9 protein-coding genes are annotated in these 17,054 nt (G+C 73.9%); 8 read left to right on the top strand and 1 reads right to left on the bottom strand.

The features are described 5' to 3' along the window. The 8 genes from lysA to GA0070609_RS01865 all read left to right on the top strand — a co-directional run bounded on the left by lysA (position 1) and on the right by GA0070609_RS01865 (position 15,897). A complete protein-coding gene (gene lysA, locus GA0070609_RS01830) occupies positions 1-1,386 on the top strand; it encodes a diaminopimelate decarboxylase (protein ID WP_088992178.1) in 1,386 nt (461 codons plus the stop codon). Between the two features lie 8 nt (positions 1,387-1,394). Then, on the top strand, positions 1,395-2,714 hold the full coding sequence (locus GA0070609_RS01835) for a homoserine dehydrogenase (RefSeq protein WP_172899462.1): 1,320 nt from the start codon (positions 1,395-1,397) through the stop codon (positions 2,712-2,714). A gap of 147 nt (positions 2,715-2,861) precedes the next feature. Continuing rightward, positions 2,862-3,911 carry a threonine synthase gene (thrC, locus tag GA0070609_RS01840; RefSeq protein ID WP_088992180.1) on the top strand — a complete coding sequence of 350 codons (1,050 nt, stop codon included), beginning with the start codon at positions 2,862-2,864 and terminating at the stop codon, positions 3,909-3,911. A 347-nt stretch (positions 3,912-4,258) separates the two neighbouring features. Beyond that, a complete protein-coding gene (locus tag GA0070609_RS01845) occupies positions 4,259-7,546 on the top strand; it encodes an efflux RND transporter permease subunit (RefSeq protein WP_088992181.1) in 3,288 nt (1,095 codons plus the stop codon). Between the two features lie 103 nt (positions 7,547-7,649). After that, complete coding sequence (locus GA0070609_RS01850) at positions 7,650-8,894, top strand: MFS transporter (protein ID WP_088992182.1); 1,245 nt, start codon at positions 7,650-7,652, stop codon at positions 8,892-8,894. Between the two features lie 91 nt (positions 8,895-8,985). Next, positions 8,986-9,930 (top strand): homoserine kinase, encoded by a 945-nt coding sequence (gene thrB, locus GA0070609_RS01855; protein WP_088992183.1) that lies wholly within the window; start codon positions 8,986-8,988, stop codon positions 9,928-9,930. A gap of 294 nt (positions 9,931-10,224) precedes the next feature. Continuing rightward, a complete protein-coding gene (rho, locus tag GA0070609_RS01860; protein ID WP_088992184.1) occupies positions 10,225-12,219 on the top strand; it encodes a transcription termination factor Rho in 1,995 nt (664 codons plus the stop codon). A 180-nt stretch (positions 12,220-12,399) separates the two neighbouring features. After that, positions 12,400-15,897, top strand: coding sequence for a phosphodiester glycosidase family protein (locus GA0070609_RS01865; RefSeq protein ID WP_088992185.1), 3,498 nt, complete (start codon positions 12,400-12,402; stop codon positions 15,895-15,897). A 47-nt stretch (positions 15,898-15,944) separates the two neighbouring features. Here GA0070609_RS01865 and GA0070609_RS01870 read toward each other — a convergent pair whose 3' ends face one another. Next, the gene (locus GA0070609_RS01870; protein WP_088992186.1) at positions 15,945-16,841 is read right to left on the bottom strand and encodes a phosphatase domain-containing protein; all 897 of its coding nucleotides are present in this window, start codon (positions 16,839-16,841) and stop codon (positions 15,945-15,947) included. Positions 16,842-17,054 lie beyond the last annotated feature (213 nt).

Raw genomic sequence — 17,054 nt, forward strand, 5'->3', positions numbered from 1 at the left:
ATGCGGGCTCACGAGGCCGGTGCGCTGCACGGCGACATCGGCAGCCGCGGTCCGGCCTGGCTGCGTACGCCGGCCGACGTCAACGCCCTGGTGCCGCAGCTGTGGCCGCGCAACGTGGCGCGCGGCGCGGACGGCGCGCTCACCGTCGCCGGCCTGGCCGTGCGCGACCTCGCCGCCGAGTTCGGCACCCCGGCGTACGTGCTGGACGAGGACGACCTGCGCTCGCGCTGCCGCGACTTCCGGGCCGCCTTCCCGGACGTCGACGTCTACTACGCCGGCAAGGCGTTCCTCTGCCGTGCGGTGGTGCGGATGATCGACGAGGAGGGCCTGCACCTCGACGTGTGCAGCGGCGGCGAGCTGGCCACCGCGCTGGCTGCCGGAATGCCACCGGAGCGGATCGGCTTCCACGGCAACAACAAGTCGGTCGCGGAGCTGACCCGGGCGGTGGACGCCGGGGTGGGGCGGATCATCGTCGACTCGTTCACCGAGATCGACCGGCTCGGCGCGCTGGCCCGCGAGCGCGGCGTCCGGCCGAAGGTGCTGATCCGGGTCACCGTCGGCGTGGAGGCGCACACCCACGAGTTCATCGCCACCGCGCACGAGGACCAGAAGTTCGGCTTCTCGCTGGCCGGCGGGGCCGCCGCGGCGGCCGCCTTCAAGATCCTCGACGAGGACGTGCTGGAGCTGCGCGGCCTGCACTCGCACATCGGGTCGCAGATCTTCGACGCGAGCGGCTTCGAGGTCTCCGCCCGCCGGGTGCTCGCCCTGCAGGCGCAGATCCGCGACGCGCGCGGGGTGGAACTGCCCGAGCTCGACCTCGGCGGCGGCTTCGGCATCGCGTACACCACGCAGGACGACCCGGCCGCGCCGCACGACCTGGCCAAGCGGCTGCGCAAGATCGTCGACGGGGAGTGCGCGGCCGAGCGGCTGGCCGTGCCGCGGCTCTCCATCGAGCCGGGCCGGGCCATCGTCGGGCCGGCCGTGTTCACCCTCTACGAGGTCGGCACGGTCAAGGACGTGGACGGCATCCGGACGTACGTCAGCGTCGACGGCGGGATGAGCGACAACATCCGTACCGCGCTCTACGACGCGTCCTACTCCGCCACCCTGGCGTCCCGGGCGTCGGCCGCCGAGCCGATGCTCGCCCGCGTGGTGGGAAAGCATTGTGAGTCCGGGGACATCGTGGTGAAGGATGAATTCCTGCCCGCCGACGTGCAGCCCGGAGATCTTGTCGCGGTGCCCGGCACCGGTGCCTACTGCCGGAGCATGGCCAGCAACTACAACCACGTGCCCCGCCCCCCGGTGGTCGCGGTGCGCGGCGGTCAGGCGCGTGTGATCGTCCGGCGGGAGACCGAAGAGGACCTGCTCGCATTGGATGTTGGATGACGTCACCTGTGCGCTTGGCGCTGCTCGGCTGCGGCACGGTCGGTGGTGAGGTGGTCCGGCTGCTGCACGAGCAGTCGGCCGACCTCGCCGCCCGGATCGGCGCCCCGATCGAGATCGCCGGCATCGCCGTACGCCGCCTCAACCGCGACCGCGGTGACCTGCCGGTCGATCCGGCGCTGTTCACCACCGACGCGCTCGGCCTGGTCAAGCGCGACGACGTCGACGTGGTGGTCGAGGTGGTCGGCGGCATCGAGCCGGCCCGCGGCTGGCTGGTGGAGGCGCTGCGCGCCGGCAAGAGCGTGGTGACCGCGAACAAGGCGCTGCTCGCCGAAGACGGCGCGGCGCTGCACGACGCGGCCGCCGAGGGCGGTGGCGACCTCTACTACGAGGCATCCGTGGCCGGGGCCATCCCGCTGCTGCGCCCGCTGCGCGAGTCGCTGCACGGCGACCGGATCACCCAGGTCACCGGCATCGTCAACGGCACCACCAACTTCATCCTCTCCGCCATGGACGCCACCGGCGCCGGCTTCGCCGAGGCGCTGGAGGAGGCGACCGAGCTGGGGTACGCCGAGGCCGACCCGACCGCCGACGTGGAGGGCTTCGACGCCGCAGCCAAGGCGGCCATCCTGGCCTCGCTGGCCTTCCACACCCGGGTGAGCGCGGCCGACGTGCACCGGGAGGGCATCACCGAGGTGACCGCCGCCGACGTGGCCAGTGCCAAGGCGATGGGCTGCACGATCAAACTGCTCTGCATCGCGGCCCGGGGCGCGGACGCCGCCGGCCGGGAGACGGTCAACGTCCGGGTGCACCCGGCGATGATCCCGCTGACCCACCCGCTGGCGAGCGTGGGTGACGCGTTCAACGCGGTCTTCGTCGAGGCCGAGGCGGCCGGCCAGCTGATGTTCTACGGCCGCGGCGCCGGCGGCGCGCCGACCGCCAGCGCGGTGCTCGGCGACGTGGTGGCGGTGGCCCGCAACCGGCTCGCCGGCGTCCGCGCGGCCAGCGAGAGCGCGTACGCCGACCTGTCGGTGCGGCCGATGGGGGAGGCGCTGACCCGCTACCACATCAGCCTTGACGTGGCCGACCGTCCGGGCGTGCTGGCCGCGGTGGCCGGGGTGTTCGCCCGGCACGACGTCTCGATCGCGACCGTGCGGCAGGGCTCGGCGGCCGCCGGCACCTCCGGCGGCGGCCGGGACGACGACGCGGAGCTGGTCATCGTCACCCACGTGGCGCCGGACGCCGCGCTCGCCGCGACCGTCGGTGAGCTGCGCGGGCTGGACATCGTCCGCTCGGTGACCAGCGTGCTGCGGGTCGAGGGCGGATTCTGACCGCGTCGGCCGCCCGATCGGCACGTCGGCTGGCGCTCCCGTCCCGTCAGGTGGTTAATGGCGGGTGTGCGGCGGCCGGCCCGGCGAGGCTGGTCCAGGCTGGAGGCGCCCCCGGCTGGGCGGGGCGGTAGAGGCGAGGAGTGCGACATGTGGCGGGGCCTGATCGACGCCTTCCGGGACCGACTGCCGGTCACCGACGCCACTCCCGTCGTCACCCTGCACGAGGGGAACACCCCGCTGCTGCCCGCGCCGGTGCTCTCCGCCCGGCTCGGCTGCGACGTCCACCTGAAGGTGGAGGGGGCCAACCCGACCGGCTCGTTCAAGGACCGGGGCATGACGCTCGCCGTCTCCAAGGCGGTCGAGGCCGGCAACAAGGCGATCATCTGCGCCTCCACCGGCAACACCAGCGCCTCCGCGGCGGCGTACGCGGCCCGGGCCGGGCTGACCTGCGCCGTGCTGGTGCCGCAGGGCAAGATCGCGCTGGGCAAGCTGGCCCAGGCGCTGGTGCACGGCGCGAAGCTGCTCCAGGTCAACGGCAACTTCGACGACTGCCTGTCGCTGGCCGCGAAGCTCGCCCAGGACTACCCGGTCGCCCTGGTCAACTCGGTCAACATCGACCGGCTGCACGGCCAGAAGACCGCGGCGTTCGAGATCGTCGAGGCGCTCGGCGACGCGCCGGACATCCACTGCCTGCCGGTCGGCAACGCCGGCAACATCTCGGCCTACTGGATGGGCTACGAGGAGGACCTGCGGGACGGCAACGCCACCCGCGCCCCGAAGATGTACGGCTTCCAGGCCGCCGGCGCGGCGCCGATCGTGACCGGCGAGGTGGTGCGGGAGCCGTCCACCATCGCCACCGCCATCCGGATCGGCAACCCGGCCAGCTGGACCAGGGCGCTGGACGCCCGGGACGCCTCCGGCGGCCTGATCGAGGCGGTCACCGACCGGGAGATCCTGGCCGCGTACCGGCTGCTGGCCCGGGAGGTCGGCGTCTTCGTGGAACTGGGTAGCGCGGCCAGCGTTGCCGGTCTGCTCCAGCAGGCCGCTGCCGGCCGGGTGCCGGCCGGCTCGACAGTGGTCTGCACGGTCACCGGGCACGGCCTGAAGGACCCGGAGTGGGCGATCTCCACCGCCCCGGCCCCGGTCACCATCGCCAACGACCCCCTCGCCGCCGCCCGCTCCCTCGACCTCGCCTGACCCGCCCCCTCCACCGGCCCACCCCCGGACACCCGCGCCACGGTGCCGGTGATCAAGGGGTTTGGGTCAGATCCGCGCCGCGTCCTGACGCAAACCCATCGATCAACGGGCTCGGGAGGGCTGGTCCAGTGGGGATCCCCGGGATGGGGGCTCGCCTTCGGCGGCACCTCGGTGTTCTGGACGTGGGTGGGGGGCGAGCTCGGTGGGTGGGGTGGGGACGGCGGGGGTTGGCAGGGGTGGTGGGAGCGGTCCCGTGAGTGGGACGTGGGGCGGGGGCGCGCGGGGCGGGGGAGATCGGGTCCGGCACACTCTCCGTATCCACCCATCCCCCTTCAGGAGCCGAGCCGATGTCGCTGCTCGCCAGATTCAGCCTCGCCAACCGAGGGCTGGTCGCCCTCATCGCGGTGGTGGCCACGGCGTTCGGAGCGTTCGCCGTACCGTCGCTCAAGCAGCAGCTGCTGCCGTCGCTGGAGTTCCCGGCCGCGTTCGTGGTGGCCGCCTACCCCGGCGCCGGCCCGGAGATCGTCGAATCCCAGGTCACCGAGCCCATCGAGAACAGCCTCCAGGGCATCCCGGGGCTGGAGGAGGTCACCTCGACCTCCCGCGAGGGCTTCGCGACCGTCCAGGTGCTCTACGAGTTCGGCACCGACCTGGACGACGTGGTCAACAAGATGCAGACCGCGTTGAGCCGGATCGACACGCAGCTGCCGGAGAACGTCGATCCGCAGGTCATCGCGGGCAGCACGGACGACCTGCCGGCGGTGGTGCTGGCCGCGTCCGGCGGCGACGACCAGCGCGTGCTCGCCGAGCGGCTGCGCGGCACGGTGGTGGCGGAGCTGGAGGCGATCGACGGGGTCCGGTCGGTCGACGTCACCGGCACCCAGGACCAGGTCGTGGTGATCATCCCCGACCCGGCGAAGCTGGCGGCGGCGAAGCTCCAGCCCACCGCGATCGGCGCCGCGCTGAAGACCAACGGCGTGACGATCCCGGTCGGCACGGTCACCGACGGCACCGAGGCGCTGCCGGTGCAGGTCGGCACCCCGCTCGGCACGCTGGACGACCTGCGCGGCATCGTGGTCTCCCCGGCCGCGGGCAGGACCGGACCGGTGCTGCTGGGTGACGTGGCCAGCGTCTCCGAGCAGACCGCCCCGGCCACCGCGATCACCCGGACCAACGGCAAGGACAGCCTGGGCATCGCGATCACCGCGAGCCCGGACGGCAACGCGGTGGAGATCTCCCACGAGATCCGGGACCGGCTCACCCAGCTGCGCGAGGCTTCCGGCGCCGAGCTGACCATCGTCTTCGACCAGGCGCCGTTCGTCGAGAAGTCCATCGAGAGCTTGACCACCGAGGGCCTGCTCGGCCTGGTGATGGCGGTCGTGGTGATCCTGGTCTTCTTGCTGTCGGTACGGTCCACCCTGGTCACCGCGGTGTCCATCCCGCTGTCCGTGGTGGTCGCGCTGATCGCGCTCTGGGTCGGCGACTACTCACTCAACCTGCTCACCCTCGGCGCGCTGACCATCGCCGTCGGTCGGGTGGTGGACGACTCGATCGTGGTGCTGGAGAACATCAAACGGCACCTGGAGTACGGCGAGGAGAAGATCCACGCGATCCGTACCGCCGTCCGCGAGGTGGCCGGCGCGGTGACCGCGTCCACCCTGACCACGGTCGCCGTGTTCGCTCCGATCGCCCTGGTGGGCGGGTTCGTCGGGCAGCTCTTCGCGCCGTTCGCGATCACCGTCACGGTGGCCCTGCTCGCCTCGCTGCTGGTCTCGCTGACCGTCATCCCGGTGCTCGCCTACTGGTTCCTGAAGCCCAAGGGCGGCACCCCGGACGACGAGGCGGTCCGCCGGGCGGCGGAGGAGAAGGAGCTGCGCAGCCCGTTGCAGCGGGCGTACCTGCCGGTGATCGGGTTCGCCACCCGGAAGCGGGCCACCCGCTGGATCACCCTGGGGCTCGGCGTGCTGGTGCTGTTCGGCACGTTCGGCCTGTCCCGCCAGCTGGAAACCAACTTCCTGGACGACTCCGGCCAGGACACCCTGAGCATCCGCCAGGAGCTGCCGGTCGGCACCGGGCTGGCCGGCACCGACGCGGCGGCCCGCCAGGTCGAGGCCGTGCTGGAGCGGACCGCGGGCGTCGAGACGTACCAGCTGACCGCCGGGGCCGGCGACACCCCGTGGGCGGGCGGCGGCGGCAACAACGTCGCCACCTGGTCCCTCTCGCTCAGCGACGACACCGACGCCAAGGAGATGCGGGGCATCCTGCGCAAGGAGTTCGACACCCTCGGTGCGGGCGCGGGCGAGTTCAGCTTCGGTGGCGGGCAGGACGCGGCCGCCAACCAGATCGAGGTGGTCGTCCAGGCCAGCGACCCGGCGACGCTGGACCGGGCCGCCAAGGAGGCGGAGGCGGCGCTGGCCGGCGTCGCCGGCGTGGAGGACGTCGCCAGCAGCCTGGCCGCCGAGGTGGAGCGGGTGGAGGTGACCGTCGACCGGGTCGCCGCCGGCCGGTTCGGCCTCACCGAGGCGGCTGTCGGCCAGCTGGTGTCGCAGGCCTTCCGCGGCGCCCCGCTCGGCCAGGTGACGCTCGACGGCGGGCAGCGGGACGCGGTGCTGCGGCTGTCGGCCGTGCCGCCGACCACCGTGGAACAGTTGCGCGCGCTGCCGGTCGGCCCGGTCAAGCTGGACGACATCGCCGACATCGCCACCACCGCCGGGCCCCAGCAGGTGACCCGGATCGACGGTGAGCGCAGCGTCTCGGTGACCGGTACGGCCACCGGCTCCAACCTCGGCGCCACCAGCCAGGAGCTGCAGCGCCGGCTGGACGGCATCGACGTGCCGGGCGCGACGTTCCGCATCGGCGGCGTCAGCGCCGACCAGGAGGAGGCCTTCGCCGACCTCGGGCTGGCGGTGCTGGCGGCGATCGCGATCGTCTTCCTGATCATGGTGGCGACGTTCCGGAGCATCACCCAGGCGCTGATCCTGTTGATCTCCATTCCGTTCGCCGCCACCGGCGCGATCGCGTTGCTGCTGGGCACCGGCACCCCGCTCGGCGTGCCGGCGCTGATCGGTGTGCTCATGCTGGTCGGCATCGTGGTGACCAACGCGATCGTGCTGCTGGACCTGGTCAACCAGTACCGGGCCCAGGGCCTCGGGGTCGCCGAGGCAGTGGTCGAGGGCGGCCGGCGGCGGCTGCGGCCGATCCTGATGACCGCGGTGGCCACCATCTTCGCGCTGCTGCCGATGGCGTTCGGGCTCACCGGCGAGGGTGGCTTCATCTCCAAGCCGCTGGCCATCGTGGTGATCGGTGGTCTGCTCAGCTCCACGCTGCTGACCCTGATCCTGGTGCCGACGCTCTACGCGATGGTGGAGCACACCAAGGAGTCGATCCGGCAGCGGCGCTGGCGCTGGCGCGACGGTTCCGCAGCGGCCACCCCGGCCGAGCCGGTCGAGGGCGGGGAGTCCGCGGCGGCGCGGGAGCCGGCGACCACCGTCCCGGCCGGCGAGGCCGGTGACCGGGAGCGCGGCGAGCAGGCCCCCCGCCCGGCCCCGTCGGCCGCGCTGGTGGACGGCACCGACCAGTTCGAGGTGCTGCGGCTGCCGAAGAGCCGCACCTCGCCGCTGCCGCCGACCGAGTAACTCCGGCCGCACCGCGTACGCCCCCGCCGGGTCCTCCTGTCGGGGGCGTTCGCTGTCCGCGCTCCGACGGTTCCGCGCTGGCCTGGCGGGTAGGGTCCGGTCCGTGGCGTCCACCCTCTCGGTCCTCACCCGCAACCGGAACTTCCGCAACCTCTTCCTGGCCGAGCTGGTGGTCTTCGGTGCCGACTGGTTCGTCATGGTGCCGCTGCTCGTGCTCCTGCCGAAGCTGACCGGCAGCGGAGTGTGGGGCGCCCTGGTGCTCGCGGTGGACACCGGGATCGTGGCGCTGCTGCTGCCGTACACCGGCACCGTCGCCGACCGGTTCGACCGGCAGAAGATCATGATCGCGGCGAACGTCGCCGCGCTGCTCGGCGTGCTGTTGCTGCTCGGCGTCCGCAGCGCCGGCACCGCGTGGCTGGCCCTGCTGGGCATCGGCGTGGTCGCGGTGGCCAAGGCGTTCTACTCCCCGGCGGCCCAGGCCGCCCTGCCCAACGTCCTCGAACCGGACGAGCTGGCCGCCGGCAACGCCGTGGCCGGGTCGGCCTGGGGCACCATGACGATCGTCGGCGCCTCGCTCGGTGGCGTGCTCAGCGGCGAGGTCGGCCCGTACGTCTGCTTCTGGGTGGCCGCGGTCGGCCTGGTGCTCGCGGCCGGCCTGGCCGCGTTCATCCGCCGGCCGTTGCAGGCGCTGCGGGAGAGCGGGCGGCCGACGCCGCAGACCTGGGCGGCGGTCGGCGAGGCGCTGGGCTACATCGGGCACCGGCCCCGGGTGCTGGCGCTGGTCACCGTGAAGTCGGCGGTGGGCCTGGGCAACGGCGTGCTGACCGTGTTCCCGCTGCTGGCCGGGGTGTACGGCGCCGGCTCGGCGGGGACCGGCCTGCTCTTCGCGGTCCGCGGGGCCGGCGCGCTGGTCGGGCCGATCCTGATGCGCCGGGTGCTGACCAACCGGTCCTGGCTGCTGCCGGGCCTGGCCCTGTCGATGTCGCTGTACGGGCTCTCCTACCTCGGCATCTCGCTGGTCGACTGGTTCCCGCTGGTGCTGGCCCTGGTCTTCGTCGCCCACTTCGCCGGCGGCAGCAACTGGGTGATGTCGAACTTCGCCCTCCAGGGCGAGGTGCCGGACCGGTTGCGGGGGCGGGTCTTCGCCACCGACATGATGCTGGCGACGCTGGCCATCTCGGTCAGCCAGCTGGTGGTGGCCGCCGTGGTGGACACCGTGGACGAGCGGGTGGTGCTGGCCGGCTGCGGCCTGGTCACGCTGGTCTACGCGGTGGGCTGGCGGATCGCCACCCGGCGGCTCTCGCTCTCCGACCCGGTCACCGAGCCGGACCCGACCGCCGTCCGGTGACCGCCGGCCGCAGGCCCGCCGGTGAGCCGTCGCGGGTCCCAGGGTGCGGACGGCGATCCGTGGTGTCGGTACCGGGCCATAGCATGAGCGCGTGCCGACGACTTTCGCGCCCGGGCCGGTCCGGGTCCGGGTTCCCGCCACCAGCGCCAACCTGGGGCCGGGCTTCGACGCGCTCGGGCTGGCCCTGACGCTTTACGACGACGTGGCGGCCGAGGTCACCTCGGGCGGCGTGGTGGTGACCGTGACCGGGCAGGGCGCTGGTGAGCTGCCGGCCGACGACCGGCACCTGGTGGTGCGGGCCATGCGGGTGGCCTTCGACGCCCTCGGCGCGCAGCCGCCCGGGCTGGCGGTCGAGTGCGTCAACCGCATCCCGCAGGCCCGCGGGCTCGGGTCCTCCTCGGCGGCGATCGTGGCCGGGGTGCTGCTGGCCCGGGCCCTGGTGGCCGACGGCGAGAAGCGGCTCGACGACGCCGGCGCGCTGCGGCTGGCGGCCGAGATCGAGGGCCACCCCGACAACGTCGCCCCCTGCCTGCTCGGCGGGTTCACCCTGGCCTGGACGGAGCCGTTCGGCGCCCGGGCGGTGTCGCTGCCGGTCGCCGAGGGCGTCCGCCCCACCGTGTTCGTACCCGAGGAGCGGGGCCTGACCGCCACCGCGCGGGCGACGCTGCCGGCGACCGTGCCGCACGGCGACGCGTCGTTCAACGCCGGCCGGGCGGCCCTGCTGGTGCACGCGCTGACCACGGATCCCGCGCTGCTGCTGCCGGCCACCGCCGACCGCCTGCACCAGGAATACCGCGCGCCCGCCATGCCCGGCACCGCCGCCCTGGTCGATGCGCTGCGTGCGGCCGGTGTGGCGGCTGTGGTCAGTGGGGCCGGGCCGACGGTGCTGGCGCTGGCCGAGCCGCCGGAGAGTTTCCAGGCGGGAACAGGTTGGCAGGTTCTGCGGTTGCAGTCAGACGTAGGCGGCGCACAGGTCGCTCGGGGTAGACTTGGACACGCGGAGCGGGACCCTGTTGCCGCAGGTCGGAAGAGTTGATTACGCTCTAGACCTAGCACAGCCGCGAAGCATGCGATCTCCTGCGGGTCGGCGCACCCCCGAAGCTTTCGGCGGTAAGCCCGTCACCCCTGCCTAGGCCCACGCCGCACCGCAGTTTCCACAGGTCGCCGCAGACGGCGAGACCTGCTCACCGACGCTGGTGAGTCGGGAGACCGACCGGCTGCTGTGTCACAGACTCCCGCGACGCGTCCATGCGAGGCGGGTGCACCGAGGCCGCCCGGCCACCTGCTGTTCGACTCCGGGCAGTCCCGGCCTATCGAGGGAAGGAATCCATTGAGCGACACCACCGACGTGACGTCGGATGTTTCCAACGTCGCTGGCGATGCCACCACCGCCGCTCCCGCCCGTCGTCGGCGTAGCGGCACCGGTCTGTCGGCGATGCTGCTGCCAGAGCTGCAGAGCCTGGCCGCGTCGCTCGGCATCTCCGGTACGGCTCGCATGCGCAAGGGCGAGCTGATCAGCGCGATCTCCGAGCGGCAGGGCGGCGGCGCCGCCGCCGGGACCCCTCGACCGCGGGCCGAGGTCGCGGCCGCGGCCGCTCCCGCCCGTGACGAGGTCCACGCCGAGGTACGGGAGACCGGCGAGCGGCCGGAGGCCGAGCGGCGTACCGCGGAGACCTCCGCGGCGCCGGCGGCCGCCGAGCCCGAGGGCCGGGGCCGGTCCCGGCGCAGCCGGGCCGCCGCCGCCGAGGCGCGGGCCGAGGAGGCCACCGCCGAGACCGGCGAGCGGGCCGAGCGCGGCGAGGGCCGCGGCGGTCGCGACCGTGCCGAGCGCGGCGAGCGGACCGCCGAGCGCGGCGAGCGTGCCGAGCGGGCTGAGCGCGGCGAGCGGGCTGAGCGCGGTGAGCGTGCCGAGCGCGGCGAGCGGGCCGAGCGTGGTGAGCGCGCGGAGCGCAACGAGCGTGGCGACCGTGGCGACCGTGGCGACCGCAACGAGCGGGGCGAGCGTGCCGATCGGGGCGAGCGCAACGAGCGGGGCGACCGCGGGCAGCGCGCCGAGCGTGACAACGACTCCGACGACGACGGCGAGGGCGGCGGCCGGCGTGGCCGGCGCAGCCGGTTCCGCGACCGTCGGCGGGGCCGGGGCGAGCGCGCCGAGGGCGGCGACGGCGGGCGCGAGCCGCAGGTCAGCGAGGACGACGTGCTCGTCCCGGTGGCCGGCATCATCGACGTGCTCGACAACTACGCCTTCGTGCGGACCACCGGCTACCTGGCCGGCCCGAACGACGTCTACGTCTCGATGTCGCAGATCAAGAAGTACGGCCTGCGGCGCGGTGACGCGATCACCGGCGCGGTGCGTGCCTCGCGCGACGGCGAGCAGCGGCGGGACAAGTACAACCCGCTGGTGCGGCTGGACACCATCAACGGGATGGAGCCCGACGAGGCGAAGCGCCGGCCGGAGTTCTACAAGCTGACCCCGCTGTACCCGCAGGAGCGGCTGCGGCTGGAGACCGAGCCGCACATCCTCACCACCCGGGTGATCGACCTGGTCATGCCGCTCGGCAAGGGCCAGCGGGCGCTGATCGTGTCGCCGCCGAAGGCGGGCAAGACGATGGTGCTGCAGGCCATCGCGAACGCGATCACGCACAACAACCCGGAGTGCCACCTGATGGTGGTGCTGGTCGACGAGCGCCCCGAAGAGGTCACCGACATGCAGCGGTCGGTGAAGGGTGAGGTCATCGCGGCGACGTTCGACCGTCCGCCGCAGGACCACACCACGGTGGCGGAGCTGGCGATCGAGCGGGCGAAGCGCCTGGTCGAGCTGGGCCACGACGTGGTCGTGCTGCTCGACTCGGTGACCCGGCTCGGTCGGTCGTACAACCTGGCGGCGCCGGCCAGCGGCCGGATCATGTCGGGTGGTATCGACTCCACCGCGCTCTACCCGCCGAAGCGCTTCCTCGGCGCGGCCCGCAACATCGAGAACGGCGGCTCGCTGACCATCCTCGCCACCGCGCTGGTGGAGACCGGGTCCATGGCGGACACGGTCATCTTCGAGGAGTTCAAGGGCACCGGTAACGCGGAGCTGAAGCTGGACCGGAAGATCGCCGACAAGCGGACCTTCCCGGCCATCGACATCCACCCGTCCGGCACCCGCAAGGAGGAGATCCTGCTCGCGCCGGAGGAGCTGGCCATCGTCCACAAGCTCCGCAAGGTCCTGCACTCGCTGGACTCGCAGGCGGCCCTGGACCTGCTGCTCGACAAGCTCAAGCAGACCCGGACCAACATCGAGTTCCTGATGCAGATCGCCAAGTCGACGCCGGGGGAGTGACCCTCCCGGTTGACTGAGAAGGGGCACGGCCGTCCGGCCGTGCCCCTTCGTCGTGCGTCGGCGACGTCAGCCGAGCCGGTCGGTGGTGGTGCCGGCGGTGGCGGTGCGGATGCGAAGTTTTCCTTCGCTTCAAGCGGTAGGTATTGAAACTTCTATTCACAGTCGGGTTGACTGTCGTCCATGCGTACCCGCAGACGATCCGCCCGGCTCGCCGGTGTCCTGCTGATGACGCCGTTGCTCACCCTGGCCGGCCCCGTGCCGGCGACCGCCGGGGCACCGGCCCCCGACCGCTTCGCCACCGCCGCCGAGGACGCGCCGCGCGCCTCCTCCCATCCCACGGACTCCGTGACGCTGGCCGGCGACCCGGCCGCGAGCACGGCGACCGCCGGGGCGCCGACCGGCGTGGAGCCGGCCGGCGGCCTGGAGACCACGAAGACCACCCGTCCGGTCGCCCCCGGCCTGGAGCTCACCTCGTTCGACCGGTACGACGCGGACGGCTGGCTGCGCGCCGACGCGCTCACCGCCGACCTGACCGGCGGCGTCACCGTCGACTACGTCAACTCCGGCGTGGTGAGCCGCGCCGAGCCGCTCCGCGGGGCGGTGGACGCCGCCCGCGCCGTCGCCGCGGTCAACGGGGACTTCTTCGACATCAACAACTCCGGCGCCGCCCAGGGCGTCGGCATCCAGAGCGGCAAGCTGGTGCAGTCCGCGGTCAGCGGGCACCGCAACGCCGTCGCGATCACCACCGAGGGCCTCGGCCGGGTGATCGAGGTGAACTTCGACGGCACCGCGACGCTGCCCACCGGGCCGGTGTCGCTGACCCAGTTCAACAACATGGTCCAGACCAACGGCATCGGCGTGTTCACCGCGCTCTGGGGTTCGTACACCCGGGAGCGGACGGTCGCCGGGGCCAGCCGGGTCACCGAGGTCGTGGTGGTGGACGGCCGGGTGGCGAGTGTGGGCACGACGGCCGGCAGCGGGCCGATCCCGGCCGGCACCACCGTGCTGCTCGGCCGCGAGGCCGGCGCCGACGCGCTCGCCGGGCTGCGCCCCGGCGACCCGGTGGACGTCGCCTACCAGCCCAAGCCGGCCGACGGCGGCACCCTGCACGCGGCGGTCGGCGGCGGCAACGTGCTGGTCCGCGACGGCGTGGTGCAGAGCATCGCCGACGCGTCGCTGGCGCCGCGGACCGCTGTCGGGTTCTCCGCCGACGGCCGCCGCATGATCATGCTCACCGTGGACGGCCGGCAGGTCGACAGCCGCGGCGTCACGCAGACCGAGATGGGCCGGATGATGGCCGAACTCGGCGCGCACCACGCGCTGAACCTGGACGGCGGCGGCTCCTCGACGCTGCTCGCCCGGGAACCCGGCGCGGCCGCCGTGCAGGTCGAGAACAGCCCGTCGGACGGCACCGAACGCGCCGTGCCCAACGGTCTCGCGCTCTACGCGCCGAAGGGCAGCGGCCGGCTCACCGGCTACTGGCTGGAGACCGCCAGCGACCCGACCACCGCGCCGGGCGTCTCCCCGGTGCGCGGCGGCCGCCCCGATCGGGTCTTCCCGGGCCTCACCCGGCGGCTCACCGCCGCCGGCCACGACGAGACGTACGGCCCGGCGGCCGGCGCGCCGCGGTGGCGGGCCAACCCGGCGGTGCACGGCGTGGTCGACCACGAGGGCCGCTTCCGGGCCGGGCTGCCCGGCCGCACCACGGTCACCGCCTGGCGCGACGGAGCCCGGGGGACCCTCGACCTGACCGTGCTCGGGCCGCTGGCCCGGATCGACTCCACAGTGGATCGCGTCGGGCTGACCGCCGCCGGCGGCACCGCGCTGTTCGGCGTGGTCGGCTACGACGCCGAGGGCAACACCGCCCCGATCGAGCCCGCCGACCTGCGGCTCGACTACGACCGGGAGTTGCTGACCATCACCCCGACCGCGGACGGCAACCTCTCCGTGACCGCCCGGCGGGACACCGGTTCCGCCCTGGTCACCGTCCACGTCGGCCGGAGCAGCACGGTCGTGCCGGTCACCGTCGGGCTCACCGACGTGCCGGTGGCCACCTTCGACGACGCGGCGTCCTGGCGGTTCAGCCAGGCCCGGGCCAGCGGCGCGGTCGCCCCGGCGCCCGGCCACAGCGGCACCGGCCTGCGGATGACGTACGACTTCAGCCAGTCCACCGGCACCCGCGCCGCGTACGCGGACCCGCCGGCCTGGATCCCGGTCGCCGGCCAGCCGCAGGCGTTCGGCATGTGGATCCACGGCAACGGCACCGGCGAGTGGCCCAGCCTGCACCTGCACGACGCGCAGGACACCCAGCACGTGCTGCGCGGCCCCTACATCACCTGGACCGGCTGGCGGTACGTCGAGTTCACCGTCCCGGCCGGGGTGCAGTACCCCGTGCGGATCCGCCGGTTCTACGTCGCGGAGACCAACGCCGCCGCCCAGTACAAGAGTGAGGTGATCATCGACGACCTGGTGGCCCGGGTGCCGCCGACGGTCGACGTGCCGGCCGAGGCGCCGCGTACCGACCGGGTGGTGCTGCGCGACGGCAGCGTCGACGGCGCGCCGTGGCGGTTCGCGGTGCTGTCCGACGCGCAGTTCGTCGCCGCCGACCCGGACAGCGACCTGGTCGCCCAGGCCCGCCGTACGCTGCGCGAGGTCAAGGCGGCCCGGCCGGACTTTTTGGTGATCAACGGTGACTTCGTGGACACCGCGTACCCGGCGGACTTCGCGCTGGCGAAGCGGGTGCTGGACGAGGAGCTCGGCGGAGAACTGCCGTACTACTACGTGCCGGGCAACCACGAGATCATGGGCGCCCCGATCAGCAACTTCCGGGCCGTCTTCGGCGACACCGAGCGGGTCTTCGACCACAAGGGCACCCGGTTCGTCACGCTGAACTCGTCCACCGGTTCGCTCCGCGGCGGTGGCTTCGACCAGGTCCGGATGCTGCGCGAGGCGCTGGACTCCGCGGCCGGCGACCCGGCCGTCGGCTCGGTGGTCGTGCTGCACCACCACCCGCCGCGCGACCCGAGCCCGGCCAAGGCCAGCCAGCTCGGCGACCGGAAGGAGGCGGCGCTGCTGGAGCAGTGGCTGGCCGACTTCCAGCACCGCACCGGCAAGGGGGCGCTCTTCGTCGGCGGGCACGTCGGCACCTTCCACGCCGACCGGGTCGACGGGGTGCCGTACGTGATCAACGGCAACTCGGGCAAGAACCCGTCCACCCCAGCGGACCAGGGCGGCTTCACCGGCTGGACGGAGTTCGGGGTGGACCCGGTGAGCCCGGCCGAGGCCGACCGGGCCCGCCGCGACCCGCTCGCCGAGGGGCCGCGCTGGGTGAGCGCCGAGACGCACGCGCACGTCGACCAGCTCGCGCTGGCGGCGCCGGGGAGCGTCGCGGTCGGCGCATCGGCGACCGTCACCGCCACGGTCGCCCAGCCGGGCGGGCGTACGGTGCCGGTGGCCGCCCCGGTGAGCGCGGACTGGTCCGCCTCGCCGAACCTGCACATCGGCTCGGCCGCCGGGCTGCGGCCATGGCACGTGGCCCGCTTCGACCCGGCCACCGGGCGGCTCACCGCGCTGCGCCCGGGCGCCCAGGTCACCCTCGCCGTCGAGGTCAACGGCGCACGGGCCCAGGCGAGCATCGCCCTGACCGCGGCGACGGCGGCGGAGGCGCCCGCCGCCTGACCGCGCGCCGGTGGGCTCCCCGCGGACCGCGGGGAGCCCACCGGGGGTCAGAAGTCGCCCTCGGCCACCTGGAAGACGGTCAGGCCGAGGTCGCGCCACATCCGCACCACCTGCTGGCGGTCGTCGAAGACGCCCACCACCCGGTACCGGTCCCGGACCTCGCGCTCGTAGATCTCCCGCTTGACGATCGAGTCCTTGCGCGAGTCGCCGATCGCCCGCAGGTGCAGGGCCAGGTACGGCACCCGCACGTGCCGGGCCAGCCACGCCTCGGTGTCGGCCCGGGCCGAGGCGTCCCGGCCGGAGCAGAAGACCACCCCGTGGCCGGCGGCGTGCATCGCCCGCACCGCCGCGATCACCGCCGGGTTCGGCGCGTCCTCGCCGACCCGGGTCATGTCGTACGGGCTGCGCGAGACGTTCAGCGCCACCGTGCCGTCGATGTCGACCAGCACGATCTCGGGCGGCTCGGCGGACGGGGGGTGCACCCGGGCGGGGCGGCCGGTCCGCGCCTGCGGCACCGGCAGCGGCAGGGTGCGCCCCTCCAGGTACCGCTCGTGCAGCCGGCGGATCGCCGCCTCGCCGACCCGGTCGGCCTCCGGCCGCTCGGCGTCGCGGCGCAGGCACTCGGCCAGCGGCACGTCGGTGAAGTCGTGCACCTCGAACTCGGCGCCGTACCGGGCGGCCAGGTCGGCCCAGTCCCGCAGCGTCCGGGAGCGCAGGTTGGTGTCGTCGACGCAGACGTCCGCCCCGGCCCGCAGCAGCGTCTCCACCTGGGCCCGCTGCACCAGCGTCACCTGCCACTCCGCCCGCTGGGTGAAGAGCCGCTCGCCGTGCAGCATCCGGCGCAGGTCGTCCCGGTTGACCCGGACCACCCCGGGTTGCAGGGTGCGGGCGAAGGTGGTCTTGCCCGAGGCGGGCAGTCCCCGGGTCGCGATCAGGCGGGCCATCACTCACTCCGGTTGGCTCGGACGGACGGGCCGGAAGCGCTCGCCGGCCGGGACCTCGGCCGACGGGATCCGCGGGCCGGCGTACCCCGGACGGGGCACGGCCGCGCCGGCGGTCCCCGGGGTGAATGCCCCGCCAGGCGGCGGGAATGCGACGGGGCGGGCCGGTGTTGTCGATGCCGGACCCGCTGTGCGGCCCGGTTTCCGGGCCGGCGT

The sequence above is a fragment of the Micromonospora echinaurantiaca genome (genome assembly GCF_900090235.1).
Classification (GTDB): domain Bacteria; phylum Actinomycetota; class Actinomycetes; order Mycobacteriales; family Micromonosporaceae; genus Micromonospora; species Micromonospora echinaurantiaca.

What these genes read in the sequence shown, in the direction of transcription:
- lysA (WP_088992178.1), top strand. Translation starts at nt 1, where the DNA reads ATGCGGGCTCACGAGGCCGGTGCGCTGCACGGCGACATCGGCAGCCGC.
- thrC (WP_088992180.1), top strand. Translation starts at nt 2,862, where the DNA reads ATGTGGCGGGGCCTGATCGACGCCTTCCGGGACCGACTGCCGGTCACC.
- GA0070609_RS01845 (WP_088992181.1), top strand. Translation starts at nt 4,259, where the DNA reads ATGTCGCTGCTCGCCAGATTCAGCCTCGCCAACCGAGGGCTGGTCGCC.
- GA0070609_RS01865 (WP_088992185.1), top strand. Translation starts at nt 12,400, where the DNA reads ATGCGTACCCGCAGACGATCCGCCCGGCTCGCCGGTGTCCTGCTGATG.
- GA0070609_RS01870 (WP_088992186.1), bottom strand. Translation starts at nt 16,841, where the DNA reads ATGGCCCGCCTGATCGCGACCCGGGGACTGCCCGCCTCGGGCAAGACC.